Origin of the sequence: Veillonella parvula (genome assembly GCF_032550495.1) — a bacterium.
In the GTDB taxonomy this organism is placed as follows: Bacteria; Bacillota; Negativicutes; order Veillonellales; family Veillonellaceae; genus Veillonella; species Veillonella parvula_G.
Map to the genome: position 1 here is coordinate 641341 of NZ_JAWFZJ010000001.1, position 26109 is coordinate 667449.

Here is a 26109-nt window from a genome sequence, read left to right on the forward strand (position 1 = left end):
TAGTAATAAAGATTAGAAACTACCACTAGCCAGCGTAAGGGCATCAACGCGTAGCGCTTTATGCTTTTGTAAGACTTTTGCTACAGCTTCAATTGTCGCACCTGTAGTATATATATCATCAACAATTAATATATTCTTATTGGTAAAATCAATATCCTTATAATCAGCACATATAACAAAGGCATCATCAATATTTTGATGTCTTTCTTTATTTGTTAATCTCCACATATCTCGAGAAGTATCAAACTTGTATATACAATCTAACCATTTAAATTTTTTTCTATCTATCTCCCATAAAGAATGAGCCCATTCAAGAAAGAATAAATCTACTTGATTATATCCTCTCTTAGCTTTTTTCTTTTCGCTAGATGGTACGGGAACAATATAATCATACATAATTTTACAATTACTGTTCACAATGTTAGACTCATTATATTTCATGTAAAAGTTGTACGATACTAAAAAAGGAGCGGCCCCTTTGGACTGCTCCTTTTTTTCATTAAATTTTACATCGTAAATCATAGACTTTAGACCACCACGATATTCGGCCAACACACATACATCATCTACATAGTGTAAAAATTTATGTGGTATATGACGAATATGTAATAAATCTGTAAAACAAGCTTTACACCAATCTCCTTGTGTTGCCACAGGTGCACCACAGTGAGGGCATACAGGTGGAAATAAGAAATCCCAAAGACTCATTACGAATCACATCTCCCTTGTAGTCGTTCTTTAAACAATGTGTAACGTTCATCGGCATTAACAGTACGCACAGCACGTTCAACTGCGCTCGTAGTACCAACGATGATTACTTTACGCTTTGCCCGTGTAACAGCAGTATACAACAAATTACGTTGTAACATGCCACCATAACGTGGAACAAATGGAATAATAACTACACCATACTCACTGCCTTGACTCTTATGAACTGTAATAGCATAAGCAGGCATAATCATATGTGCTTCATCGATAGGTAGACGAACCTCTTTATGGATAAATCGAATACAAATATCGGTCCGCGTAATAGCATAGATAACGCCAATTTCGCCATTAAACACTTCTAACTCATAATCATTGAGAATTTGAATAACCTTATCCCCAACGCGATACGTAATGCCATTGACACGAACTTCTCCCTTATAGCTATCTGGAGGGTTTACGGCTTGTTGTACATATTGTGATATCAATGTACTACCTGCTTCACCACGGCGCATAGGAGAAATAATTTGAATATCTAATTCATCCTCTATCGTCTCTTGTTCACGTTTATATACATCAATGATGGCTTTCATCATCATATCATAAGATTTAACAGGAATAAAAGAAAACTCTTCGCTCACACCTTCCAGGTTAGGCATTTCACCACGGTTAATTGCGTAAGCACTTTCAACGATAGTATTACCAGAGCTTTGACGATAAATCTGATTAAGTCGTGTATAGGGCACACAATCACTATCTAATAAATCTTTTAATACGAACCCAGCACCTATAGGTGGTAATTGATCTACGTCACCCACAATAATGACATGGGCTTCCTTTGGAATAGCAGCCATCAAAGAATAGAATAAACGCACATTAAGCATAGATGCTTCATCGATGATAATGACATCTATATCTAGAGGATCATCTTCATTCTTTGTAAAGTCATAGGAGTCACTACCTTGAACAGGTACCAATAGACGATGAATTGTAGTAGCTTCAAACTCAGTGGCCTCGGTCAGACGCTTTGCAGCACGTCCCGTAGGAGCACAAAGTATAATGCGCCCCAATCCACCGAGTTGGAAACCTTTTACTAGCGCCTTGATGATAGTTGTTTTACCTGTGCCAGGACCACCAGTTATAAGAGAAAACTTTTCAAAAAATGAGAGCTGTATAGCTTCTTTTTGAGCATCACCAAAAGTAATGTAGTTGTCTCGTTCAAACTTTTCAATAAAACTAGAAATATCTAATGCTATTGGATCAGCTTGTAATAGAAACTCACGAGTATAGTTGACCCCTTCCACTTCAGAAACATACATCTCTGGCGGATAGATATATAAGATATCTTCATAATACGTACTATACAGTGCACCTTGTTCCAGCAGGCTTTCAATAAAGTTCGCAATATCATCTACATCAGTTTGTAATAAATCGTCAAGTCGACCGATAAGTTGGTCTACTGGTAAACATGTATGACCTTGATTATCTAAACTACGTAGAATCCATTCTAAACCAGCCTCTAAACGGCGTGTATCACTACCATTAATACCAAGATGCTCTGCTAGTGTATCGGCCGTACCAAAGAGCATATCCGGTGCTACACGTAATAATGTATAAGGATTATCCTCTATAACTGCGACGGACTGCACACCATAATAGGTATATACAATACGACTCCATTTCGATGAAATGTGATGACTTTCAAAAAAATGATTTAAATCAGATAAAATACCTTCGCCAAGTAAGGTATTGAATAGCTCATCCTTAACACTCTTTCGGAGACCTGGAATATCTTTAATCTCTTCTGGACGTTCTTCCCGTAAAATTTCTAAAATACGAATACCGAAATACTCTAGTACCTTCTCTACGGATTTTTCACCAAAACCTTTTATTCCTAGATTCAACAAATAAGTCTTGGCAGCACCCATATTATCAGGTTTTAACTTTTCAACACTGCTCGCATCAAATTGGCGGCCGTACTTTTCATGTTCTACATAGCGGCCCCGTACTTCGATGTCTTCCCCTTCTTTAGGAGACTCAAATTTGCCAGTACAAGTAATGTATTCCTCATTATAATCTTTTAGGATAAACACGCAATATGTACGTTGTGTATTCTCATATATAGTTCGGTATACAAATCCTCGTATGGCGTCCATTATTTCTCCGTATTCGGCAAAGCTTCAATAATTTCTTGCACTGCATCGGTAATACTGCCTTCGTTACCAATTTTAATATGTGCTACTTCTTCATATAAAGGATATCGTTCTTCATATACATTAAAAATATATTCGATACTTTCTTTTACAAGCGGACGAATCTCCAAATCCAAATCATCTAAAATATGATTCACATCGCGATTAACAAATACAACAAGACCATTATTGCGCATCAATTTTACAGTTTTGTCATAGGTAACAGTACCGCCACCGGTAGCAATAACAGATGGTTTGTTATGAATTAATTCTTTAATTGTAGTATATTCATATTCACTAAAAGCATCTTTACCATCGTAAATATAGATATTTTGAACAGATTTACCCACTTTGTCTTGAATCGTTTGGTCTAAGTCAAAAAAATCTCGCCCCAACTCTTTAGCTAGAACCTTACCAACAGTAGTCTTACCTGCGCCAGGCATACCAATGAGAAAAATATGCTTATGCATGTGTTCTTTTAAGAACTCATTACTCATAGAAACGACGGTTTTTATATAATTTTCAACATAAGGTGCTAAAACTTTATCTTTACAATTTTGAGTATGTAAAGCAATGATACTTTCGTCCCGTTCTTCATCAATAAGTGGTAAATGATGTTCATCCTTATATTTACCAATTTCTTTAATCAATGTGAGTCGCTTTTCAAACTCCGTAACTAATACAGAATCAATACTATCTATCTGTTTTCGAGCTTCTTTAATATCCATGAGAACCCCCTTTTTATGCATTAGCTAAAATAGCTAGAGCCTGTTCTTCATCTACCTTCATTTGATCGATAAGGTCTTGTAAGTTATTAAATTTAACTTCTCCTCTAATATAAGAAATGAACTGTACAATCACTTCTTTTCCATATATATCCTGGTCAAAGTTAAAAACGTGTACTTCACATCTATGGTACTGATTTCTAAAGGTTGGATTATCTCCAATATTGCCTACCCCATCATACCAAATACCACCAATACATACACGATTAGCATAGACTCCATCTGGAGGTGTAGCCATTTCATTAGGAAGTAATAGATTTAATGTTGGAAATCCTAATGTGCGTCCCCGTTGATCACCTTTAATCACAGTTCCTTTAAACTGGAATGGCCTACCTAGCCAATGATTTGCATCCTCCAAACGTCCCTCATGAATAGCCTTTCTAATTTCTGTACTAGAAATAGGTGTACTACGACCATCACATGGCAGTAAAGGCTGTACAAGAACTCGTATATTCTTATCCGCTACCACTTTTTTCATATATTCTGGATTGCCAAGCCCCTTTGCACCAAATGTAAAGTTTTCACCAATTACAATAGCTTCCACATTCATATCATTGCAGAGATCATGTAAGAATTCATCTGCAGTCATTTTTAATAATGCTTCAGTCATAGGTAATCGTAAAATATAGTCAACTTTGAGCTCTTCTAGCACAGTATCCATAATCTCTTCTTGAATCACCCGTTTAGGTACTCGTTCTGGATGTAATATAGTCAACGGATGATGTTCAAAGGTAATGATAATACTTACGCCATTGACTGATGTAGCCTCTTCAACAGCCTTACGTATAACTCGTTGATGACCTCGATGAATGCCATCAAAGGTACCAAGGGCATATACTTTTGTATCTTTGATTTGGCGTAGTTCATCAAACGAATGTATTTGCTTCATACTTATCCTTCAATAAAAATATTTTTTTCCACCTTTAATGAGTGGTTTGTTCGTCTCATAATACCTATGAAACCAAGAGGTCCATAGGCTCTATAAAAATTATCTGGCTCGGTAAAAGAAAATTCCCTTTCAATAGGTAATTCCTTCCCTTGCACCATCATCCTTAATTGTACACTATTTACAGTCACTTTTGAAAGATGAGAAACCGCCGCATCCGTTGGTAACAAAAGGCTTTTACCATGTAGCATTATCTCTTCAGCCATCTTAGCGGAACCGATGTCAAAAGGCCCTACTTGAGTACGTGCCAAAGAAGTCATAGTGCCAGGAATACCTAAAGCAATACAAATATCGCGTAATAATGAGCGAATATAAGTCCCCCCTGTGCATGTCACGCGAACCGTGAAAAAAGGGAATCCATAAGCAATGAGCTCAATATTTTTAATATGAATTTGGCGTAATGGTAGCTCCACAGGAATACCTTTACGGGCATATTCATAAGCTCGAATGCCGTTTACTTTAATAGCTGAATACTTAGACGGTCTTTGGTCCTGAATACCTGCAAATTTTTTCAAGATACTAACCAGTTCTTCAAAGCTTGGTTTAACCATAGTTGCTGAGATCTCTGTAGATTGAATAGCTTGATTCAATACAACGCCATCACGCAATACCATATTAGTATCTGGCAATACAGTTTGTCCTGAGCTATCTTCAGTATCTGTAAAAGTACCCAATTTACATTCTGCTACATAAGTTTTATCAAAATCCTCGGTGTATTCTATAAGGCGAGTAGCCTTGCCAAGAAATACAGGCAATACACCATAAGCCATAGGATCTAATGTACCACTATGACCAATGCGCTTTTCTTTTAAAATACGACGACAAATAGCAACGGCATCATGACTCGTAATACCAGGAGGTTTTAAAAATGGTAAAATGCCATCCATTATTAAATCACCTCAATGAGAGCCTGTTTTGCTTCTTGTAACGGCAAATTAATAGTACACCCAGCAGCACGAATGTGACCACCTCCACCAAAATGGCTTGCTACAGCGTTCACATCAATACCTTTAGAACGTAAACTTACACGTGTTCTATTATCAGCTTCTGCTTTTAATAAAATTGCCACATCTACAGTATCAACATTTCTAATAATGTCTACAAAACCATCTGTATCATCGCCAAGAATATTCATGGTATCACGATTTAGCTCGATAGTGGCCACTGTATTATTTTTATGAAACTCGATAGTTTGCATAACTTGTTTTGTTAATTCTAAGCGACTGGCAGATACGGCTTCAATGGTTTCAGAAATAACATTTGGTCTAGCCCCTGCAGCTACACATTTAGCAGCCATCTCAAGGGTATTCGCCGTAGTATTACTAAACTTAAAGAAACCGCAGTCCGTAGCTATCGCCATATATAACGCGATACCCATAGACTCAGTGATAGGCCAATTCCATTTTGTACATAAGTCGGTAACAATTTCACCAGTAGCAGCAAAGTCAGGCTTTAAATATAGATGGTCCGCGAATTCTGTATTAGAAATATGGTGATCTATATTAAAAATAGGTGCACTCCAAAGTGCACCTACTTTGCCAATTCGCTCATACGTGCTAGCATCCAAAACCATAAGCATATCAATATCAACTGGATTAGTTTCAAAATACGCTACATCATGAATGTGGTCCGTATATCGTAAGAATGTGTACTTCTCAGGAACTACATCATCCACTACCATATATACAGTTTTACCTTGTCCTACAAGGGCTTCGTAAAAGGCTACCATGGACCCAATAGCATCACCATCAGGTCTAATATGGACGGTTAGCATAATAGAATTAGCTTCACACAGAGCCATATGTAATTGATTAATAGTAATCTTACTCATGTTCTGTATCCTTTTTGTTAATTTATTTCTTCATCCTTTTTGATTTCATTCAAAAGGGATTCAATATGCATGCTATAGTCTAAAGACGTATCCTTATCAAAGGTGATGGAAGGAATATGGCGTAATTTAAGTACTTTACCAAGCTCTGTACGAATATGACCTGCTGCATGCTTTAATGCGATAAGGGTATCTTCTTTTTCCTTATCGGAACCAAACAAGGAGACATAAATCGTAGCTTCACGTAAATCACCTGTTACATGAACATCGGTAATAGTAGTGAAGCCGATACGCGGATCTTTCAATCCGCGCATCAACATTTGACTTACCTCTTGTTTGATAAATTCTTGTAATTTTCTGACACGAACATCACTCATATAAACCTCCTATAATTGAGGTGCAATTTCTTCCATCAAGTAAGCTTCAATAACGTCGCCTTCCTTGATGTCGCGGTATCCTTCTAAGGAGATACCACATTCAAAGGATGTTTTAACTTCCTTAACTTCATCTTTAAATCGACGTAAAGAATCAACCTTACCTTCAAATACAACGATGCCGTCACGAATTAAACGAACTTCAGAGTCGTTAGTAATACGACCTTCTGTTACATAAGAGCCAGCTACAATAGCCTTTGGTGTGGAAATAACCTGACGCACTTCTGCACGACCTACGACAACCTCTTTAAATTGAGGCGCCAACATACCGCGCATAGCAGATTCAACGTCATTGATAGCATCATAAATTACACGATATGTACGCAAGTCAACCTTTTCTTGTTCCGCTGCACGTCGAACATTAGCATCAGGGCGTACATTAAAGCCCATTACAATCGCATTAGATGCAGATGCCAACATGATATCCGATTCATTAATGGCACCTACTGCAGCATGAACAATAACAATACGAACCTCAGGGTTTTTGATGCCTTCTAAAGATTGACGCAATGCTTCTACAGAACCTTGAACATCGGCTTTGATGATAATATTAAGATCCTTCAACTCGCCTTGTTGAATTTGGTTGAAAATATCATCTAATGTAACTTTATGTGTAGCTTGCAATTCTTGAACCCGTTGCTTAGCAATACGTTTTTCAGCAATTGCACGTGCTTCGTTGTCATCCATACCATTTATAATTTCACCGGCTTGTGGAACTTCGGAGAAGCCCAAAATTTCTACCGGCATAGACGGACGAGCAACTTTTACTTTTTCACCGCGCTCATTTGTCATGGCACGTACTTTACCGTATGCAGTACCAGCAAGTACTGTATCACCTACACGAAGAGAACCTTTTTGTACCAAGACAGTACATACAGCACCACGACCTTTATCAAGTTGAGCCTCGATAACTACGCCATATGCCTTACGGTTAGGGTTCGCTTTCAATTCCATAACCTCTGCTACAAGCAAAATATTTTCAAGTAAGTCATCAATACCTTGTTTTTGTTTAGCAGATACAGGAACCATGATGACATCGCCACCCCATTCTTCTGGTAAAAGACCATGTTCAGACAATTGTTGTTTAACATGGTCTGGGTTAGCACCTGGTTTATCCATTTTGTTGATGGCTACAATAATAGGTACATCTGCAGACTTCGCATGATTAATGGCCTCGATAGTTTGTGGCATTACTCCATCGTCAGCAGCTACTACGAGAACTGCGATATCTGTAGATTTTGCACCACGTAAACGCATAGCAGTAAACGCTTCATGACCAGGTGTGTCAAGGAATGTGATTTTATTATCCTTGTAGCGAACTTGGTACGCACCGATATGTTGAGTGATACCACCAGCTTCGCCAGCTGTTACATTAGTTTGACGAATTACGTCCAACAAAGATGTTTTACCATGGTCAACGTGACCCATAATAGTTACTACAGGAGGACGTGGTTTTAACGTTTCTGGTGCATCTTCAATTTCGATAACATCTGTAGGATCTTCTTCTGGTTCTACTTCAGTTACAGTTACACCGAACTCTTCAGCTACAATAGTAGCTGTATCTACATCAACCTCTTGGTTAATGCTGGCCATAACACCTAAAAGCATCAATTTCTTGATGATTTCAGATACTTCACGACCCATTTTTTCAGCTAATTCTTTAACAGTTAAAGGACCGCTCAATTCAATTTCTGTAGCAATTGCTGCTTCAGCTTTACGTTCAGCTTCTGCTTTTTGCTGTAAGTACTGCTCGTTACGATGTTTTACGCGATTCTTCTTTTTTTGCATAGATGTAGATAACAAGGATTGAGGGCGGTTATTGCCACCTTTTTTATTTTTCTTGTTACGGCGATCATTATTAGAATTGCGGTTATCGTTATTGCGGTTGTCGTTATTACGATTATCGTTGTTGCGATTATCATTATTACGCGCATCATTAGAACGAACGTTATTACGGTTATCATTATTGCGGGTATTATTAGGGCGATTGTTAGCGCGGTCTCCACCATGTTGGTTACCATCGGATTTGCGTGTAGGCTCAGAGATTTGTACATGACGTACATTGCCTTTTTTATGGTCCTTTTGTTTAGATTGATCGTCTTGTTTTTGACCAGATTGTTTATGTTTATCTTTTTTCTGTTCGTTAGAACGATTTGGATGTTGTTTATGTGACGCAACTTCTTGTTTATGAGCTGCAGGAGCAGACTTTTGTTCTACCTTTTTTTCTATTTTTTGTGCTACTTTAGGAGCTTCAGATTTTTTACCTAATTGTTTTTTTACAATTTCATAACCTGAATCATCTACAGAATTAACTGCTTTCGTAACATTGATATTATTTTGTTGCAAGATAGAAATGACCTGCTTACTTTCTACGCCGAACTCTTTGGCGATTTCATGAACGCGCTTTTTGGACATCTACATACCCCCTTATTATCGATCAATCTCTTTAAGTAATGCCTTTGCAAATCCATCATCTAGTACGGCAACTACTACCCTAACTTCCTTACCAATGGCCGTTCCTAAAGCCTCTTTATTGGCAATACTGTGAAGTGGAATGTGATGGGTTTCTGCTAATTGAGTATATTTCTTTTCATTATTGGCTGCACAGTCACCAGCGAGAAGTACCAATTTCGGTTCCTTTCTCTTTATAGCTTTTTCTACGATAAAATCACCAGAAATAACTTTTCCTGCTCGTTGTGCTAAGCCTAAGAGATTCAAAATTTTATCTTCATTCATGTATATCAGTGATTACTCATTCTCTTGTAAATCACGTTGTAATGCTTCGTATATCTCTTTAGATACACTATGTTTTAATGATCGTTCTAATCGTTTTGCCTTATAAGCCTGCTCAAAACACGACATAGACTCACATAAATAAGCTCCACGTCCTGGTGCTTTACCGCTGCGATCAATAGTGATATTGCCGTCTGGACTCAAGGCTACGCGAATCAACTCTCGTTTTGCCTTAGGTTCACCACATCCTACGCAAGTACGCATAGGTTGGGATTTTGGTTTCATGACTATTCACCATCCTCAGCATTGCCAAAACCTGTGAAAGGTTCTTCAGCAGCTTGAGTTTCGCTTTTAATATCAATTTTCCAGTTAGTCAACTTAGCAGCTAAACGAGCATTTTGACCAGCCTTACCAATAGCTAAAGATAATTGATAATCAGGTACGACTACATAAGAAGCTTTTTCTTCTTCGCTTACATCTACCGATACAACCTTCGCAGGGCTTAAGGAGTTAGCAATATAAATTGCTGGATCTTCATCCCATTTAACAATGTCTATTTTTTCATCGTGTAATTCATCAACAATATGTTGTACACGTTGCCCTTTAGGACCTACGCAAGCACCTACAGGATCAATATTTTCATCACGACTATATACGGCGATTTTAGAACGCATCCCCGGTTCACGAGCTACAGACTTAAGCTCTACTACGCCTTCAAAGATTTCTGGAACCTCTAATTCAAATAGACGTTTTAATAGACCTGGATGTGTACGAGAAATCATAATTTGAGGGCCTTTCGTAGTTTTCTTAACCTCTACGATATAGCATTTAATACGATCCCCTTCACGGTATGTTTCAGTAGCAATTTGCTCTGTTGGAGGTAAAATTGCTTCTGTTTTACCAAGGTCGATAAACACATTTTTACCTTCGACACGTGTAATAACACCAGTGATGATATCACCTTCACGACTGTAGTATTCCTCATATACTACACTGCGCTCAGCCTCTTTCAAACGTTGAATAAGCATTTGTTTTGCAGTATGGGCAGCACTACGACCAAAGTTAGCAGGAGTTACATCGACTTCTACTACATCACCAATCTCAAAACGCTTATCTTTTTTGCGAGCATCCAACAAGCTAATTTCTGTTTCAGGCAATTCAACAGTTTCCACAACTTGTTTTTTGGCCATTACTTTATAAACACCTGTTTCGCGGTCAATCACAACGTACGCATCTGGATTAGATGTTGGTTCTTTGCGATATGCTTGCAGTAATGCAGCCTCTAAGGATTCAAAAATAACCTCAGGAGCAAAACCTTTTTGTTTTGTAAGCACCATTACCGCTTGAATTAATTCTTGACTCACTCGTATGCCTCCATATATTAAAAATCAAGATGTAATCGAATTTGTGCAATAGCAGAACGTTCAAATGTTATGCTTTCACCATTAATAGTAAAGTCGATAGATGTGTCCGTAAAACCTTGTAATGCACCAGTAAATTGTTTACTGCCATTAACAGGCTTAAACAACTGAATATCTACATCACGGCCATTATACCGAACTAAATCCTTATCTTTCTTTAGAACTCGATCAAGGCCAGGAGAAGATACCTCCAATAAATAATTTTCCGTAATTGGATCCTTTTCGTCGAGGACAGCACTTAATTTTTCGCTCACCAACTGACAGTCATCCAAATCTACACCACCTGGTTTATCAAGGTAGACACGTAAATACCAATCCCGTTCACGTACATAGTCTACATCGACGAGTTCCATATCGGTGCCGGCTATAATACCTTCAACTACAGAGGATACAAACTCCTCCACTGCTTCTCTTTTCATAGCCATCGCCTCCTTACTTACTACATCTTGTATATATCTCTTGATTCTAAATACTCTAAAATTGAGCTAATCATAAATGAAAGAGTGGACATAAGCCCACTCTTTTAAAAGATTATATAAAAGTCATATATAGTATATCACATTTGCTGTGTATATACAAATTCTACGCTTTTGAATGGGTATTAAAGAAACCAATCCCACATAAGTCATTCTATAAAAACAAAAAATGACAAAAAATAGCATAGTTAAATCTATCCAAACTTTAATCAATGCGCTCATTCAAGCCTTTTAGTATAGCACCTAAATGCTCACGCAATAGCACTGCTAAATCATCTAGATTTTTTGCATCTAAATGATGGTCGATTTCTGGATAGCTTTTATAGCGAAGTTCCGCAAAGTATTCATCACGCAATTCATTATAATACAATAGTAAGCCTGTACACTCATCCATCTTGTGGTATTCGCCGATGATAAAAGACCCATTAATCATGCGAATCGCATGGGCTGGATCAATATCGCGTACAAAACCTTCTAACTCCTCAGGCATAACTTGTGAGAAGTCCCATTCAGGAATCCCTCGGCGACGATAAGTAAAAGTAAAATTATTAGCAGGTTCTATTAACATATTGGTTAACCCTTTTACACATCGTTCTTGTAGCCCTGTCCAAAAAGACTCTAAATCGGCTCGCACAAAAGAAATGTCCACAAAGGAAAATAGTGGCATTTCTATATGTACTGTATAGTCCTCTACCTCTTTATCATATAAGGCAGACCAACGCCACCCCAATTCATTTTGATAGTGGAAAATAGGCACCTTTAATACGTCTTCACCAGCACTAATACGATTAGCTAATATTGTATAGTCACTTTCAGTAGATGTAACTAACGTAAAGCCGTCAACAGTTTGAGGTAACCAAGAATAGTCTAAGGCTTTACAAGCTTCAATAATTGTTTCCATATAACGCCTCATATCTTTCTTGATACTGTAAGACCGCCTTTACATAGCTACGGGTCTCAGGGAACGGAATCGTATCGACCATTCCATTCCAGTTATTTTCACGAAGCCACGATTCCACATGACCACGACCAGCATTGTAAGCAGCTAATGCTAACACCTGATCACCATTAAATTCCTTTAACAAGTGACCTAAATACCATGTACCTAACTCAATATTTATAGTAGGCTCTTTAAGTTGACGATCTGTATAGTTACCATGCCCCACTTGCTGTGCCACCCAACGAGCCGTATCTGGCATGAGTTGCATCAATCCAAGAGCCCCCGTTTCAGACTCCGCTGTGTTTTTATACTTGCTTTCTGCTAAGATAACACTAGCTACCAAAGATGGAGGTACCTGCTCTTTCTCAGCTGCAGCTATAACTTCCTCTTTATAGTTAAAGGGATACGCAATCTGACGCGCCAAATGGTCATCTAGATATGTAAAATAAAACCATCCTAGTACGACACAAGATAGTGCTGTTGCCGTTGCACGTTTCATATATCCCCCTTTCTATATAGAAACTATACATAGTCACCAAGATATAAAATATAACAAAATACTAGGTTAATATTATACGAAGTTTTATGGGCTTATTATACCATTTAATAGTAATTTTTATATACCAATTTTGACACATAAAATGACTATCATTGAGGTTCTTATAAAACTGATTCGATGCGCTCATCCCAAATGTTATCTAATTGTTCCCTTAAATTTAAAGGTGTACCATTATTGTCAATAATTACATCCGCGTAAGACCGTTTATCCTCAAGACACATTTGACTATTAATACGAGCCAATGCCTCCTCCTCAGTCAATCCATTGCGGCTCATTAAGCGCTCAATTTGAGTCGACTCATTCACATATACGAGCCACACCTCGTCCATCATGGTATACCATTCTCCCTCGATAAGTAAAGGGATATCATATAGTAAAACTGGTGTATGTAGCTCCTCATAATGAGCTGTAAGTTCCATAATTCGATTTTGAATATGCTCCTTTAAACAACCATTCAATTGTTGGCGCTTTTTTGCATTATGAAAGACAATAGCTCCTAATGCTTCTCGGTTTAATGTCCCATCATCGCGCAATACATCGGTTCCAAATGCATCTACAACTGCTTCTAAACCCTTTGTACCAGGCTCAACAACTTCACGAGCCACAATATCAGCATCGATATATGGTATACCTTTATCCTTAAAATATGTAAGAACTGTACTTTTGCCCGATGCGATGCCACCAGTTAAGCCAATTTTAAACATATATACCTTCTATTAATTATAAATACATATTACTTTACTAATGCCCAGTTTTCTGCATGGTGTACGTCTACAATAAGAGGCACTTGTAACTCTACAACAGACTGCATTGTACTACGTAGTAACTCTTCTATAGCTTCTAATTCAGAGTTCACCACTTCAAGTACTAGTTCGTCATGCACTTGTAATAAGAGTCGAGACGTAAAGTTTTGTTCTTCTAACTTTTGCTCCACTTGATTCATAGCTAACTTAATGATGTCTGCGGCGGTACCTTGAATTGGCGTATTCATTGCGGTCCGCTCAGCAAAGGAACGACGGTTAAAGTTACGACTATTGATATCAGGTAACTCACGTTGACGACCAAACATAGTGCGAACTTTGCCAGTTTCATGAGCCTCTTGAACCATTCGATCCATATACTCTTTAACCTTAGGATAACGGCTAAAGTAAAGATCAATATAGTTTTTAGCTTCACCACGTGTAATACCAAGGTCACGAGATAACCCAAAGTCAGAAATACCGTAAATAATACCGAAGTTAATAGCCTTCGCATGGGAACGTTCTTCACTAGTTACATCATCTTGAGCTTTACCAAGTACCTCTGCCGCTGTAAAGCGATGAATATCCTTACCTTCTACGAAGGCTTTAATCAATGCTTCATCGCCAGATAAGTGAGCTAAAATGCGCAACTCAATTTGGGAGTAATCAGCACTCACCAATGTATCATATCCAGCACCTGGATAGAATAAGGCACGAATTTCACGGCCTTTTTCGGTACGAACAGGAATATTTTGCAAGTTCGGATCAGATGAGCTAAGTCGACCTGTAGCCGTAACCATTTGATTGAAAGTCGTATGAATACGACGAGTTTTATCATTGATGAGAACTGCCAAACCTTCGCAATAGGTAGATACTAATTTAGCAACAGAACGGTATGCCAAGATTTTTTCAACAATCGGACTTTCGTGACGAAGCATATCCAGTACTTCTGCATCTGTAGAATAACCAGTTTTGGTTTTCTTGATGATTGGCAAGTTCATCTTTTCAAACAAGATTACACCCAATTGTTTAGGTGAATTGATATTGAAAGTTTCTCCAGCTAGTTCATAAATCTCATCTTGTACTTGAGCTAGTTCCTCTTTAAAGCGAGCCGTTGTTTCCGCCAACTTCTCTGTATCGATATAGATACCATTCTTCTCCATCACAACTAAAGTATGGATTAAAGGCAACTCAATCGTTTCATATAAAGACCATAACTCTTCACGACGTGCAGATTCACAAGCTGCTTCGTTCATAGCGAGTAATGCTTTCACCATGGACGCGCATTCTACGTCTATACTACCGCTAGCAATGCTAGGCACAGAGAAGCGCTCAGTTAGATATAGATATCCATAATTAGTACGTGTAGGATCTAATAAATACGCAATGAGAGACATATCGTGAACACGAGCAGTTTTATCAGCATTAAACAAAGAGATCTCAGCTGGCACAGCTGCACCAAAGGCTTCAATAATCTCCTTAGTTTGAGTTGTAACGATGAATTTAGCACCTTGTAATACGGCTAAAACAGCTTTAGTATCATCTGTTTTTACAATAGTATCACCATTAGATAGATACGTATTCGTTACCGTTCTAAATGGTGTTTTTCCATCTAATATAACATGTACTGCTACCGTCTTATCTTTATAGAAGTCGGCTGTTAATGCTTTAGCATCTGCTAAATCATCTAAGGAAATCTCCTCTTGTGGTGCAAATAAAGAGCCTGGATCTCCAAAAGCTGCTTCCTCGCCCCCCATTACTTGAACAATGCGAGGTGTTAATTTAGTGAAGCCTAAAGTTTCAAATAAAGGCTGTACTTCAGAGGTATGGAAGTTTTGTACAAAATCTTCCACTTTATAAGATAACTCCATATCTGTTTTTATTGTTGCTAATTCACGAGATAAGAAGGCTAACTCTTTATTCTCTACAAGGCGCTCTTTTAATTTCTTACCAGAAATATCTTCAATATGTTCGTATACAGCTTCAAGATTGCCATATTCGGTAATTAATTTAAGCGCTGTTTTCTCACCTACGCCTGGTACACCTGGAATATTATCGGAAGAGTCACCCATAAGCGCCTTCATTTCGACAACCTTATCAGGACCATAACCATAAAGCTCCTCCATATTATCTAGAGTAACTTCTAACATATCAGAAATACCTTTTTTATTTAAGAACACATGACTATGTTCTGTTACAAGCTGTAAATTATCGCGGTCACCTGTAATAATTTGGACAGCCATTTCAGGGGCTCCAAACTTTTTACTTAAAGATCCAAGAATATCATCCCCTTCAAAGCCTTCTTCTTCGATGACACAAATGCCCAATGCTTTTAATACATCTTGAATTAAACTAAATTGTGGACGCAAATCCTCAGGTGCATCTGGGCGATTTCCTTTGTATTCACTATACATTTCAGTACGGAATGTTTGACGACCTTTATCAAAAGCTACAGCAATATAGTCAGGATTAATTTCTTCATACAATTTAATGAGCATTGTTAAGAAACCATATACTGCATTGGTTGGTGTTCCCAAAGCGGATTTTAATGGTGGTAATGCAAAAAATGCACGGAATAACAAACTGCTGCCATCTATAATCATTAATTTTTTCATAATACACCTCACTTAATTCTATTCTTCATTATAACATAAGGACCCTTTTAACTTTTATAAATAAAAATTAATATATTGTTCCACTAGAAAATGAATAAGTAATCTGATTTTAAAAACCACATATATGCTTTCGTTAATAAACAGTAGAAAATGTTTTACAAATCATGTCATTAAGGAAAATATTGGGCTGAAAAGTCCTTGCGTATCAATATTTGGTATGATATAATCATTCAGGTATAAGAAACGATTTTTAAGGAGGTGACTCAATTGCCAAACATTAAATCCAGTATTAGAAGCGTAAAAACGGATGCTGAACGTCGTGCGAAAAACGCCGCTGTAAAATCTCAAATTCGTACAGCAGCTCGTAAAACCGTTGAAGCTGTTCAAGCAGGCGCAGTAGAAGAAGCAAAACAAGCACTTGTTCATGCTACTAGCGTAATTGATAAAGCAGCCTCCAAAGGTGTACTTCATAAAAACACTGCAGCTCGCAAAAAATCTAACCTTGCAGCTAAAGTAAACGCTTTATAATTTTAAAAGCAAGCAAGACAGTCTCTCGGGGATCCGTTGAGACTGTTTTTTTATGGCCTTTTCTATTTAATCATAAAATATTTTTCGTTTGTTATACAGTTATATTATTACGCCCTATGGGCAGATTAGAGGACTATTACTATGAGAACACTATTATTAATGCGTGGTGCTCCTGCTAGTGGTAAGTCTCAGTGGATTCGTGACAACAATCTTGAGGCTTACACCCTTGAAGCCGATCATTTCCGTATGCTTTTACGTAGCCCTTCCCTTAGTGAGAACGGCTGGTATATTTCACAAGAGGATAATGGTCCAGCATGGAAGCTCCTACTAGATTGTTTAGAAAAACGAATGAGCAATGGCGACTTTGTCGTCTTAGATGCTACCCACACTACATCTAAAGCTGTTAATGCTTACAAAGAATTGCTTAATAAATATAAATATACTGTATATTACTATGAACCAGATACATCCTTGGAGGATTGCTTGGCCCGTAATTCGGCTCGCGCCGATTACAAACGCGTGCCAGAGCAAGTCATTCATCCTATGTACAAAATGATTAAAACAAGTACATTACCAAAGTTTTGTAAAAAAATTAACTCCATTGATGAAATCAACAATTACTTCACGGTTAATCTAACAAATAGATATGATCGAGTGCGTGTTATCGGTGATATTCACGGTTGCTACACCGCATTACAACAAGCTATTACACCATGGGATGAAAAAACATTATACATCTTCTGCGGTGACTATTTAGAACGCGGTATTGAAAACAAAGAAATGATGTACGAAATGATGCGTCTCAGCACATTGCCTAATACAATTATGTTAGAAGGCAATCACGAACGACATATTGCAAACTTTGCATTCCATACAAATTTAAATCGTTCCAAACGCTTTATGAAAGATGTGGTAGCACCTATCATAAAGGATATGACGAAAAAAGAAGTGGAATCACTCCAACGAGAACTGCGACTCTTTTATAAATCACTTCGTCAATGTTATCCATTTAGCTTTCATGGCAAAAAATATTTAGTTTCCCATGGTGGTATCTCCTATGTGCCCAACATGACCTTCATAGCTACCTCAACCTTTATTAATGGGTTTGGAGCTTACGAAACAAATATCGCTAATATCTATGATACTAATTACGAGCAAAACATGTGTCAGGACTTCATTCAAATTCACGGTCATCGTGGCGTTCCAGATGGAAAGTACTCCTTCTGTTTGGAAGGAGAAGTTGAGTTTGGTGGAGAACTAAAATACATTGATATCACAGCTAATACTTTCACAAAAAATGGAATAAAAAATGATGTATATGATAAAGATTATATGCGCCATGAATTCCAAAATATGACACAACATGTCATCTTCACACAAAATGAAGATATTAATATTATTGGCAATTCAAAATTAGTAAAAGTAAAACAGTGTTTCCCTAACCTATATTCCTTAAACTTTACCTCTCGTGTATTTCATAAACGATTATGGAATGAAAGTACAGTACAAGCTCGTGGATTATTTGTGGATCGAATTACAGGAGATGTGAAATTACGTAGTTATAATAAATTCTTTAATCTTGGTGAGCGCCCAGAAACAGAGTTAGATAATCTAGCTAATACTCTCTCCTTCCCAGTTGAAATTAGAACTAAAGAAAATGGTTACCTTACCATTCTTGGCGTTATCAACGAAGAATTAGTATTTGCCTCTAAATCTACAACAGAGGGTATACATGTGGATTTATTTAAAAACCTATTCCATAGATTACCGGAAGGCTTACAAGCAGAAATCAAAGATTTATTAGCACGTAATAGCTGCTCTATGATGTTTGAAGTCATCAGCCAAGAGGATACTCATATCATTAAATACGACCAAGATCATCTCTATGTGCTCGATATGATTCAAAATACTCTAGACGTAAATGGTAAACATATAGATGTCCCATTCTCTAGAGAAAAATTATCTGAACTTTATACAATCCTACAAAAATATGACACTGACTTGATTTCCATTGTTAAAACAGTTCAACAAGTTTCTACCATGGATGAGCTTCAAGCCATCATAAATGAGGAGCTGAATTCATTCCATGAATCTGAAGGCTTTGTATTAGTCGATAGCAATGGTTTTATGACTAAATTCAAAGGTCCTTATTACAATATGTGGAAACACAAACGAAATCGCATTCTAGAGCCATATCAAAAATTTGGTAAAATTCCATATGGAAACTGTAAAAATGAAGATGACACTAAATTTGCAGACTTCCTTGGTTCATTAGATTATGATGTAGTATGTAAATCTACCATTCTTGATATTAAAGATATGATGGAAAATCAAGGCTTGCTATAATTAAATAAACTCATCCTGTTTTAAGGATAAAAGCAAAAGGGACTGCAACTAGAATGTGGTAAAACCACATTCTGTTACAGCCCCTTTTTATATTAACTTTTCATCAAACTTAATACTAGAACTCCATCACACCTGTAGTAGTTATTCTAATTTCTGGAATTACAGTTAATGCAAGGAAACTCAAATTAATAAAAGGATCTAGGCCTTTCGGCACGCCCATACCGTAAGCAATATCTTTCATCTTAGCCACTTTTGCATCTACTTCTTCGTGAGGTCGATTTGTGATTAAGCCCATTACTTCAAGAGCTAGTTCCTCTACTACTTTGCCTTCACTAGCAATGACATATCCGCCGCCAATTTCGCGAATACGCTCAATAGCGACCATCATATCTGCATCGTTGTCGCCAACAACAATCAGATTATGTGAATCATGTGCAAAGGATGACGCAATAGCACCATTTTTTAAATTGAAGCCTTTCAAAATACCGACACCATTTCTACCAGATGCTTTATACCGCTCGATACAAGTTATTTTATTGTACTCAGCATTTGGTTTAAACAATTCATTTTCAACAGGAACCTTTTCAACCGTTTTTTGTGTAACTATTTGCCCAGGCACGATATTAATAATCGCTTGCGGACCTTCAACAAAAACGTCTAATTTTTCTTTTGTGAAAGCACCTATATTAATCGTATGCAGTAATTCAGCTGGTACAATCTTCTCTTCTCTTACGAGAACACGTTCAATCTGTTTTCCTTTATAAAACACCTCGTGAATATCTACGCGTTGTTCATCATTAAGAATTACAAGATTAGCACTATAGCCGGGCGCAATAGCGCCTAAATGTTTCAAACCGTAGCATGATGCCGGATGAGTGGAGGCCATTTTATAAGCTTGGATTGGTGTCAGTCCCAGTTCAATAGAACGACGAATATTATAGCTGATATGGCCTTCTGAACGAATATCCTCAATATGTTTATCATCTGTACAGAAACCATAACGTTCCGTATTCCCTTGTTCTTCTACAAGCCCTTTCACAATGGAGTCTAGATTATGAGCCGCACTGCCCTCACGAATCCATACATAGATGCCATTTTTAACTTGCTCTTTTGCTTCTTCGTAGGAAATACATTCATGATTTGTAGTAATGCCTGCCAAACGATAGCTTGCTAGTTGCTCTAGTGAAAGTCCAATAATATGACCATCCATAATTGTATCTTTAAAGTAATCTAACTTTTTCATCATGTAAGGATCACTATTGATAACACTATAACAGTCCATGACTTCACCTAATCCTAAAATACGTGGATTAGCTTGTAGCTTATGTAACATATCTCCATCTAGAATAGCGCCATTATCTTCACCTGGTACAGCGGGCACACAGGATGGAGCCATAACATACACATCACCTTGAGCCGATGCAGTTTCATTGATCATGTACTCAACACCTGCAATACCTGCAACATTGCCTGCTTCATGAGGATCTACTATAAAGCCTAAAGTCCCTACTTGAGATGCTTCAAAGACTAATTCCTTAGGATTTACTAATGTAGACTCTAAATGTAGATGACTGTCGATAAAGCCAGGTACTATATATTTACCGCTATAATCATATTCTGTTTCACCACTATAAGTACCAACACCTATAATCGTATCATTATGAACGGCAATATCTGCTTTCACCCATTCATCGGTGAATACATTTAAAACAGATGCCCCCTTCAATACGACAGAAGCCTTGTCCAGCCCCTGTGCCTGTCGAGAAATTTTTGCATTAAATTGTATCATATAAGGATCCTCCTTACATAAAGATTTCTTTCAAAATGAAAATGAGCGCCAAGAAATACATGACACCAGAAACATCTCGATATTTCCCAGTCAGAACCTTAATTAATACATAACTGATGAGACCCCATTCAATACCTACACCTATGGAATAAGCAAAAGGCATCATAATTATAGTTAAGAATGCTGGTAATCCTTCAGAAATATCACCGAAGTTTATATCTTTAACAGAGGCCATCATAAATAGACCTACTACGATAAGTACCGGAGCAGTAGCCGCTACAGGAATAACCATGAGTAACGGCGCTAAAAATAAGGATGCTATAAAGAGTCCTGCAATGGTTAAAGCGGTCAAGCCTGTACGGCCGCCTTCTGCGATACCCGCTGCCGATTCAACAGCTACAATGTGAGGAGATGTACCTAGTGCACTACCAATGATAGTGCCTAATGCAGATACTTTCATACAAGAGCTTTGTACACCCAACTGTTTATCTTGAGGCACCTCAGCTTGATTTGTAAGACCAATCAATACGCCAACTACATTAAATAAATTAACGAACAAGAACGTAAAGGCCACAAAAACCATATCTACAGATAAAAGTTCGCTCATATCATAATGAAACCAAATCGGTGCCAACGATGGTGGCATAGAAAATATCGTCGACGGCAACTTTGTAATCCCACAGAAGAACCCAACAACCGCAGCAATTATAACGGCTAGAAATATTCCTCCTTTTACATTGCGCCCCGTAAAAACGGCGATTAATATGATTCCCAAAATGGATATCAAGCTAGATGGCGCCTGTAAGTCCCCAATGCTCACAATAGTAGCAGGATTGCTGACGATAAGTCCTGCACTACTAAGACCAATGAGAGCGATAAACAAGCCGATGCCCGCTGTTACAGCCAATTTAATCGTATGCGGTATGGCATTAAACAGATATTCTTTTAACGGTGTAACTGCGATTAGTAAAAATGCTAAACCTGCGATTAATTGAGCCGTTAACGCAAAGGCAAAGCTATGTCCCATTTGGACCACAATAGTGTAAGCAAAAAATGCATTGATACCCATACCAGATAAGCCGGCGAATGGCATATTGCTATATAAAGCTAGCAATAATGTCATAATAATAGCACTAACAGCCGTTGCCGTGAATACGGCGCCTACATCCATACCGGCAGCGCCAAGAATAGCAGGATTTACAGCTAATACATAAGAAATGCAAAGAAATGTAGTGGCCCCCGCAAATAACTCTCTCGATACGGATGAGCCCCGTTCTGAAATCTTGAATACTTTGTCCCATACACTACCTTGTACTTGTTCTCTCATAATGATTCCTCCTCTCGTACTTACGATTATGGGTGTATTCTTTTATACTTATATATTTCCACATATAAGTAAGAATTTCCTGTTTTTTATTAAAATCTACTCTATAAAAAAATACCGCAGTATGTATTTAACTCAATTAAAGTAAATATATACTGCAGTATTTCGCATATGTAATTATTTATAAAATCAATAATGTAAAGCTATTCAACTCTACATAAATATAAAATCTAGATCTATCCCTTCAGAGAATCTAAAAATGAAGTCCCAATCCCCCATTGTTTCAATCCAAAGTTTTGCAATATGGTTTCCCCTATATCTGCAAAACTATGTCTATCACCCAAAGCTACTGAATGACTCATACTTGGACTATAAGCTAGCAAAGGCACCATTTCTCTCGTATGATCTGTACCTTTCCAAGTCGGATCATTTCCATGATCTGCGGTGATGAGAAGTAAATCGTCATCTTTAAGCAAGTCCAACAAACCACCTAATTGGTAATCAAAGTCTTCAATAGCACGCTTATATCCTTCTACATTACGCCGATGACCGTACAGACTATCAAATTCAACAAGGTTGACCATCATGAACCCCCGTGCAAAGCTTTGGCCCAATAGATAAGGAACTACGTTCATACCATGCGCGTTAGACTTTGTCGGATATGATGCATCCCAGCCAACATGAGCATAAATATCGCCGATTTTGCCAACTGCCACTGTCGAAATGTTTGCGTCTTGTAACTCTTGTTGCACCATTTTCTTTTCAGGCATGCGACTATAGTCATGACGATTTGAAGTACGTACAAAATGCCCTGGTGTACCAACAAAAGGCCGAGCTATGATGCGCCCCACATAATAATCACCGACACATACCTTATCGCGTGTAATTTGACACATGCGATACAACTCTTCTAAAGGAATGATATCCTCATGAGCAGCAATTTGAAAGACAGAATCCGCCGATGTATAAACGATTGGCTTACCTGTTCTTATATGTTCTTCTCCGAGGCGTTCAATAATTTCTGTTCCAGAGGCTACCTCATTACCAAGAAATCCATATCCCGTTTCTTTTGTGAAAGTATCCATCAGTTCCTTCGGAAATCCTTCATAAAATGTCGGAAATGGTACCGTTACAGGATGCCCCATCATCTCCCAATGACCACTTGTCGTATCTTTGCCGGAACTCGTTTCAGCCATACGACCATAAGCACCAATAACAGGCTCATCAAACGCTGAAATATCGGCAATATTAGCTAAACCTATGGATTTTAAATTTGGACAGCGAATAGGTCCTGCTACAGCTTCGATATGTCCTAATGTATTCGAACCTTCATCGCCGAATTTAATCGCATCGGCTGCATGCCCTATACCGACACTATCCATTACTAGTAGAATAATTCGATTATACATATGTACTCCTAAACTTATATAAGATTATTTACTCATATAATGTGAAAATATTTTGTATCAGATTACAATTAAACTCATAAACATGAGTTAGTAAAAATCTATAAGGTAAAAAGTGGTAAATTATATAATTTATGACTTAAGGTATGGCATAGCAAGCATAAGAGCCGCCAAAGATTTGCTATCCTTAATAGTCTCATTCTTGATAACCTCCAATAGTTCCGGTAAAGTATAGTATTCTAACTCTACATATTCATCAGGATCCCAATTAGTTTCCCCCATGGTAAGCTCCTTAGCAAGATATAAATGTAATACTTCATTACAGAAACCAGGACTCGTAGCAATAGTCCCTAGTGAGATCCATTGAGCTGCACGATAGCCTGTTTCCTCAGCAAGCTCCCGTTTAGCACAAACAATGGGTTCTTCATTTGGATCTAGTTTTCCTGCAGGTACCTCCAGTAATGGCTGCTGCAAAGCATATCTAAATTGACGTTCCATAACGATCTTATTATCCTCTGTTACCGCCACAATAGCGGTAGCTCCAGGATGATGCACCACTTCACGCCATGCATCTTTGCCATTTACATCGGCAATATCATAGGTAACTTGAATCAATTTACCATCAAATTTCACTTCACTAGACTTCTGTATTTCCTTACTAATTGCCATATATACCTCTAATCTTCTATTTTATGTAAAAACCCGAGCCTTCTTATACGTTGTAAAATTTCCTCTAAGTACACTTTATTAGGAACAATAAAATCAATATTATCCCGCGTATGACGCTGAACTGTAATATTGTCATCCATAATAGCAAGAATCTTTTCTCTTGTTGTAGGCTCCACCATTTGCTTTATTACAAAAAGAAATCCATTATCTATATCTTGTTGTACTTTATTATACATGTCGCCTATACCAATATAGGAGCTGCCCTCCTTTTCTACTATAGTAGAAATAAAATCTATAAAACGTTGAGGTATATACACCTTATTATCTTCAAAAGCAACTCTTTCATATGGTTCGGCATACATATCAAGATTATCTACAATGATTAAATATAGTAAACGAGAATAAACTCTGTCCATTTCTATAGTATAACCAGGTAGCTTTCTATGTATATGATCTACTATATCCTGAACAGTAAATATATCACCCCGATCCATAACCTCTTTAATAGCAATATGGATACTATCCGTCATATTGGAAGGAATACCTGTATTAACAACGCTGCAATAATATAATTTTGATAATACATCTATACTAACTCGTTCATTGCGAACAATCTTTTTACTATGTTTCTCTTTCGTTAATAGGGACATTCTAAACTGCGTATCATAAATGTAATCATAATATTGCTCTTTTGCAATATAATCATCATTTGCCAATTGAGCTATATTATCGTGAATATCCTCTGGTAACCAACTTATAAAAGATCGTGAAAGAAATACATCCCCAATATATACACAACCTTGATCATTGGCACGTTTTATAAATTCATGTATATATACAGGATCATTAAAAGGCTCTAAATATTCATGAGCCACATAATAATCGTTAGAGCTTAACACATTTTGGATGTTATCAATTTTATAGCTCGCTTTTTGACTTATCCGATTATCTAACCCCATCGTATCAGCTACGAGCTTCAATATATTCTTGGTATATAGAGTTCGTTCCATCAACGGCATCTCTAGCTCTTTTTGCTCTGCATATTGCATAATTTCTCGATACTGTTCTAATCGTTTCCATCCAGGATAGGTATTATACGATACATAAGCTACACCGTTGTCAGATAAATTCTTATTACAGATAGATAGAATTTTATCTTTTACCACATCCGGAACCCAAGACCAAATCCCATGTACAATAATATAGTCAAAAGTGCCGAATGATTCATCAATATCTAGAATATCCTTCTCTATTAAATGTATATTGGTAAGTCCCATCGACGCAATCAATTCATTCCCCATCTCAATCTGCGAAGACGATAGATCGATGCCCGTAAAGGACGCTTCAGGGTAATATAAAGCTTGAGAAATAATGTTTCCACCAAAAGAACATCCGAGCTCAAGGACACGAGCCTTTTTTAAAGGCACTGGGTTTAATCCAAATAACAAAGCTCGTGCTGCTAAAGTGTTCAACGAGGTCGCCCCAAAAGGTTGAGAGATATATACTACATCTTCATAACTCTTTTTAAGTATCTTGTTCTCATCCAATACATGCATAGTATTTTGTGTAGTCTCAATATCATTACCCATAACTGATGTACCTACGTTCTTTTTATGTTTAGACTCCTGTTTCATAAAGCCTCCCGAATTTTCTACTAACTATAATAATTATTA

At 37.4% G+C, this 26109-nt stretch carries 23 protein-coding genes; 2 read left to right on the plus strand and 21 right to left on the minus strand.

Annotation, left to right across the window (positions count from 1 at the left end):
- Window positions 1-12: 12 nt before the first annotated feature.
- The 16 genes from E6X37_RS03205 to polA form a co-directional block, all read right to left on the minus strand.
- The gene (locus E6X37_RS03205) at window positions 13-708 is read right to left on the minus strand and encodes a ComF family protein (protein WP_156697503.1); all 696 of its coding nucleotides are present in this window, start codon (window positions 706-708) and stop codon (window positions 13-15) included.
- On the minus strand, window positions 708-2861 hold the full coding sequence (gene recD2 / locus E6X37_RS03210; protein WP_174892303.1) for an SF1B family DNA helicase RecD2: 2154 nt from the start codon (window positions 2859-2861) through the stop codon (window positions 708-710). The genes E6X37_RS03205 and recD2 overlap by 1 nt, the downstream gene beginning before the upstream one ends.
- Complete coding sequence (locus E6X37_RS03215) at window positions 2861-3625, minus strand: shikimate kinase (RefSeq protein ID WP_174892304.1); 765 nt, start codon at window positions 3623-3625, stop codon at window positions 2861-2863. Before E6X37_RS03215 ends, recD2 begins: the two co-directional genes overlap by 1 nt.
- Window positions 3626-3638: 13 nt before the next feature.
- A complete protein-coding gene (locus tag E6X37_RS03220) occupies window positions 3639-4571 on the minus strand; it encodes a bifunctional riboflavin kinase/FAD synthetase (protein ID WP_021148068.1) in 933 nt (310 codons plus the stop codon).
- Between the two features lie 2 nt (window positions 4572-4573).
- Window positions 4574-5515, minus strand: a complete 942-nt coding sequence (locus tag E6X37_RS03225) for a tRNA pseudouridine synthase B (protein WP_012864262.1) — start codon at window positions 5513-5515, stop codon at window positions 4574-4576.
- Between the two features lie 2 nt (window positions 5516-5517).
- Window positions 5518-6459 carry a DHH family phosphoesterase gene (locus E6X37_RS03230; RefSeq protein ID WP_174892305.1) on the minus strand — a complete coding sequence of 314 codons (942 nt, stop codon included), beginning with the start codon at window positions 6457-6459 and terminating at the stop codon, window positions 5518-5520.
- 17 nt (window positions 6460-6476) lie between these two features.
- On the minus strand, window positions 6477-6833 hold the full coding sequence (rbfA, locus tag E6X37_RS03235; protein ID WP_004693011.1) for a 30S ribosome-binding factor RbfA: 357 nt from the start codon (window positions 6831-6833) through the stop codon (window positions 6477-6479).
- Window positions 6834-6842: 9 nt separating this feature from the next.
- A complete protein-coding gene (gene infB, locus E6X37_RS03240) occupies window positions 6843-9305 on the minus strand; it encodes a translation initiation factor IF-2 (protein WP_004693008.1) in 2463 nt (820 codons plus the stop codon).
- A 15-nt stretch (window positions 9306-9320) separates the two neighbouring features.
- Entirely contained in the window at window positions 9321-9626 is a 306-nt protein-coding gene (locus E6X37_RS03245; RefSeq protein WP_004693007.1) for a L7Ae/L30e/S12e/Gadd45 family ribosomal protein, read from the minus strand.
- A 12-nt stretch (window positions 9627-9638) separates the two neighbouring features.
- Window positions 9639-9908 carry an RNase P modulator RnpM gene (gene rnpM / locus E6X37_RS03250; RefSeq protein ID WP_004693005.1) on the minus strand — a complete coding sequence of 90 codons (270 nt, stop codon included), beginning with the start codon at window positions 9906-9908 and terminating at the stop codon, window positions 9639-9641.
- Window positions 9909-9910: 2 nt separating this feature from the next.
- A complete protein-coding gene (gene nusA / locus E6X37_RS03255; RefSeq protein WP_004693004.1) occupies window positions 9911-10987 on the minus strand; it encodes a transcription termination factor NusA in 1077 nt (358 codons plus the stop codon).
- 17 nt (window positions 10988-11004) lie between these two features.
- Window positions 11005-11463 (minus strand): ribosome maturation factor RimP, encoded by a 459-nt coding sequence (locus tag E6X37_RS03260; RefSeq protein ID WP_004693003.1) that lies wholly within the window; start codon window positions 11461-11463, stop codon window positions 11005-11007.
- Window positions 11464-11725: 262 nt separating this feature from the next.
- Window positions 11726-12421, minus strand: coding sequence for a hypothetical protein (locus E6X37_RS03265; protein ID WP_004693002.1), 696 nt, complete (start codon window positions 12419-12421; stop codon window positions 11726-11728).
- Window positions 12405-12959 (minus strand): lytic transglycosylase domain-containing protein, encoded by a 555-nt coding sequence (locus E6X37_RS03270; protein WP_004693001.1) that lies wholly within the window; start codon window positions 12957-12959, stop codon window positions 12405-12407. The genes E6X37_RS03265 and E6X37_RS03270 overlap by 17 nt, the downstream gene beginning before the upstream one ends.
- A 161-nt stretch (window positions 12960-13120) precedes the next feature.
- Entirely contained in the window at window positions 13121-13723 is a 603-nt protein-coding gene (gene coaE / locus E6X37_RS03275) for a dephospho-CoA kinase (protein ID WP_004693000.1), read from the minus strand.
- A gap of 29 nt (window positions 13724-13752) precedes the next feature.
- The gene (gene polA / locus E6X37_RS03280) at window positions 13753-16374 is read right to left on the minus strand and encodes a DNA polymerase I (RefSeq protein ID WP_174892306.1); all 2622 of its coding nucleotides are present in this window, start codon (window positions 16372-16374) and stop codon (window positions 13753-13755) included.
- A gap of 267 nt (window positions 16375-16641) precedes the next feature.
- Here polA and rpsT point away from each other — a divergent pair, with 267 nt between their 5' ends.
- On the plus strand, window positions 16642-16902 hold the full coding sequence (rpsT, locus tag E6X37_RS03285) for a 30S ribosomal protein S20 (RefSeq protein WP_004692998.1): 261 nt from the start codon (window positions 16642-16644) through the stop codon (window positions 16900-16902).
- 141 nt (window positions 16903-17043) lie between these two features.
- Window positions 17044-19248 carry an RNA ligase gene (locus E6X37_RS03290; protein ID WP_316689514.1) on the plus strand — a complete coding sequence of 735 codons (2205 nt, stop codon included), beginning with the start codon at window positions 17044-17046 and terminating at the stop codon, window positions 19246-19248.
- 115 nt (window positions 19249-19363) lie between these two features.
- Here E6X37_RS03290 and ade read toward each other — a convergent pair whose 3' ends face one another.
- From ade to E6X37_RS03315, 5 genes are all read right to left on the minus strand, one after another.
- The gene (gene ade, locus E6X37_RS03295) at window positions 19364-21037 is read right to left on the minus strand and encodes an adenine deaminase (protein WP_174892308.1); all 1674 of its coding nucleotides are present in this window, start codon (window positions 21035-21037) and stop codon (window positions 19364-19366) included.
- A gap of 13 nt (window positions 21038-21050) precedes the next feature.
- Window positions 21051-22364, minus strand: coding sequence for an NCS2 family permease (locus tag E6X37_RS03300; protein ID WP_174892309.1), 1314 nt, complete (start codon window positions 22362-22364; stop codon window positions 21051-21053).
- A gap of 233 nt (window positions 22365-22597) precedes the next feature.
- Window positions 22598-23770, minus strand: a complete 1173-nt coding sequence (locus E6X37_RS03305; protein WP_077708360.1) for a phosphopentomutase — start codon at window positions 23768-23770, stop codon at window positions 22598-22600.
- 129 nt (window positions 23771-23899) lie between these two features.
- Window positions 23900-24436 carry an NUDIX hydrolase gene (locus E6X37_RS03310; protein WP_174892310.1) on the minus strand — a complete coding sequence of 179 codons (537 nt, stop codon included), beginning with the start codon at window positions 24434-24436 and terminating at the stop codon, window positions 23900-23902.
- An 8-nt stretch (window positions 24437-24444) separates the two neighbouring features.
- Window positions 24445-26070: a class I SAM-dependent methyltransferase gene (locus E6X37_RS03315; RefSeq protein WP_174892311.1), complete on the minus strand. Its 1626-nt coding sequence runs from the start codon at window positions 26068-26070 to the stop codon at window positions 24445-24447.
- Window positions 26071-26109 lie beyond the last annotated feature (39 nt).

Bases quoted from the DNA above. Each gene is read 5' to 3' on its own strand.
- infB (WP_004693008.1), bottom strand. From the start codon at position 9,305: ATGTCCAAAAAGCGCGTTCATGAAATCGCCAAAGAGTTCGGCGTAGAA.
- E6X37_RS03265 (WP_004693002.1), bottom strand. From the start codon at position 12,421: ATGGAAACAATTATTGAAGCTTGTAAAGCCTTAGACTATTCTTGGTTA.
- polA (WP_174892306.1), bottom strand. From the start codon at position 16,374: ATGAAAAAATTAATGATTATAGATGGCAGCAGTTTGTTATTCCGTGCA.
- E6X37_RS03310 (WP_174892310.1), bottom strand. From the start codon at position 24,436: ATGGCAATTAGTAAGGAAATACAGAAGTCTAGTGAAGTGAAATTTGAT.
- coaE (WP_004693000.1), bottom strand. From the start codon at position 13,723: ATGTTTAAAATTGGCTTAACTGGTGGCATCGCATCGGGCAAAAGTACA.
- ade (WP_174892308.1), bottom strand. From the start codon at position 21,037: ATGATACAATTTAATGCAAAAATTTCTCGACAGGCACAGGGGCTGGAC.
- E6X37_RS03270 (WP_004693001.1), bottom strand. From the start codon at position 12,959: ATGAAACGTGCAACGGCAACAGCACTATCTTGTGTCGTACTAGGATGG.
- rbfA (WP_004693011.1), bottom strand. From the start codon at position 6,833: ATGAGTGATGTTCGTGTCAGAAAATTACAAGAATTTATCAAACAAGAG.
- E6X37_RS03300 (WP_174892309.1), bottom strand. From the start codon at position 22,364: ATGAGAGAACAAGTACAAGGTAGTGTATGGGACAAAGTATTCAAGATT.
- E6X37_RS03315 (WP_174892311.1), bottom strand. From the start codon at position 26,070: ATGAAACAGGAGTCTAAACATAAAAAGAACGTAGGTACATCAGTTATG.
- E6X37_RS03215 (WP_174892304.1), bottom strand. From the start codon at position 3,625: ATGGATATTAAAGAAGCTCGAAAACAGATAGATAGTATTGATTCTGTA.
- recD2 (WP_174892303.1), bottom strand. From the start codon at position 2,861: ATGGACGCCATACGAGGATTTGTATACCGAACTATATATGAGAATACA.
- E6X37_RS03260 (WP_004693003.1), bottom strand. From the start codon at position 11,463: ATGAAAAGAGAAGCAGTGGAGGAGTTTGTATCCTCTGTAGTTGAAGGT.
- E6X37_RS03305 (WP_077708360.1), bottom strand. From the start codon at position 23,770: ATGTATAATCGAATTATTCTACTAGTAATGGATAGTGTCGGTATAGGG.
- E6X37_RS03225 (WP_012864262.1), bottom strand. From the start codon at position 5,515: ATGGATGGCATTTTACCATTTTTAAAACCTCCTGGTATTACGAGTCAT.
- E6X37_RS03245 (WP_004693007.1), bottom strand. From the start codon at position 9,626: ATGAATGAAGATAAAATTTTGAATCTCTTAGGCTTAGCACAACGAGCA.
- E6X37_RS03220 (WP_021148068.1), bottom strand. From the start codon at position 4,571: ATGAAGCAAATACATTCGTTTGATGAACTACGCCAAATCAAAGATACA.
- E6X37_RS03290 (WP_316689514.1), top strand. From the start codon at position 17,044: ATGAGAACACTATTATTAATGCGTGGTGCTCCTGCTAGTGGTAAGTCT.
- E6X37_RS03230 (WP_174892305.1), bottom strand. From the start codon at position 6,459: ATGAGTAAGATTACTATTAATCAATTACATATGGCTCTGTGTGAAGCT.
- rnpM (WP_004693005.1), bottom strand. From the start codon at position 9,908: ATGAAACCAAAATCCCAACCTATGCGTACTTGCGTAGGATGTGGTGAA.
- E6X37_RS03205 (WP_156697503.1), bottom strand. From the start codon at position 708: ATGAGTCTTTGGGATTTCTTATTTCCACCTGTATGCCCTCACTGTGGT.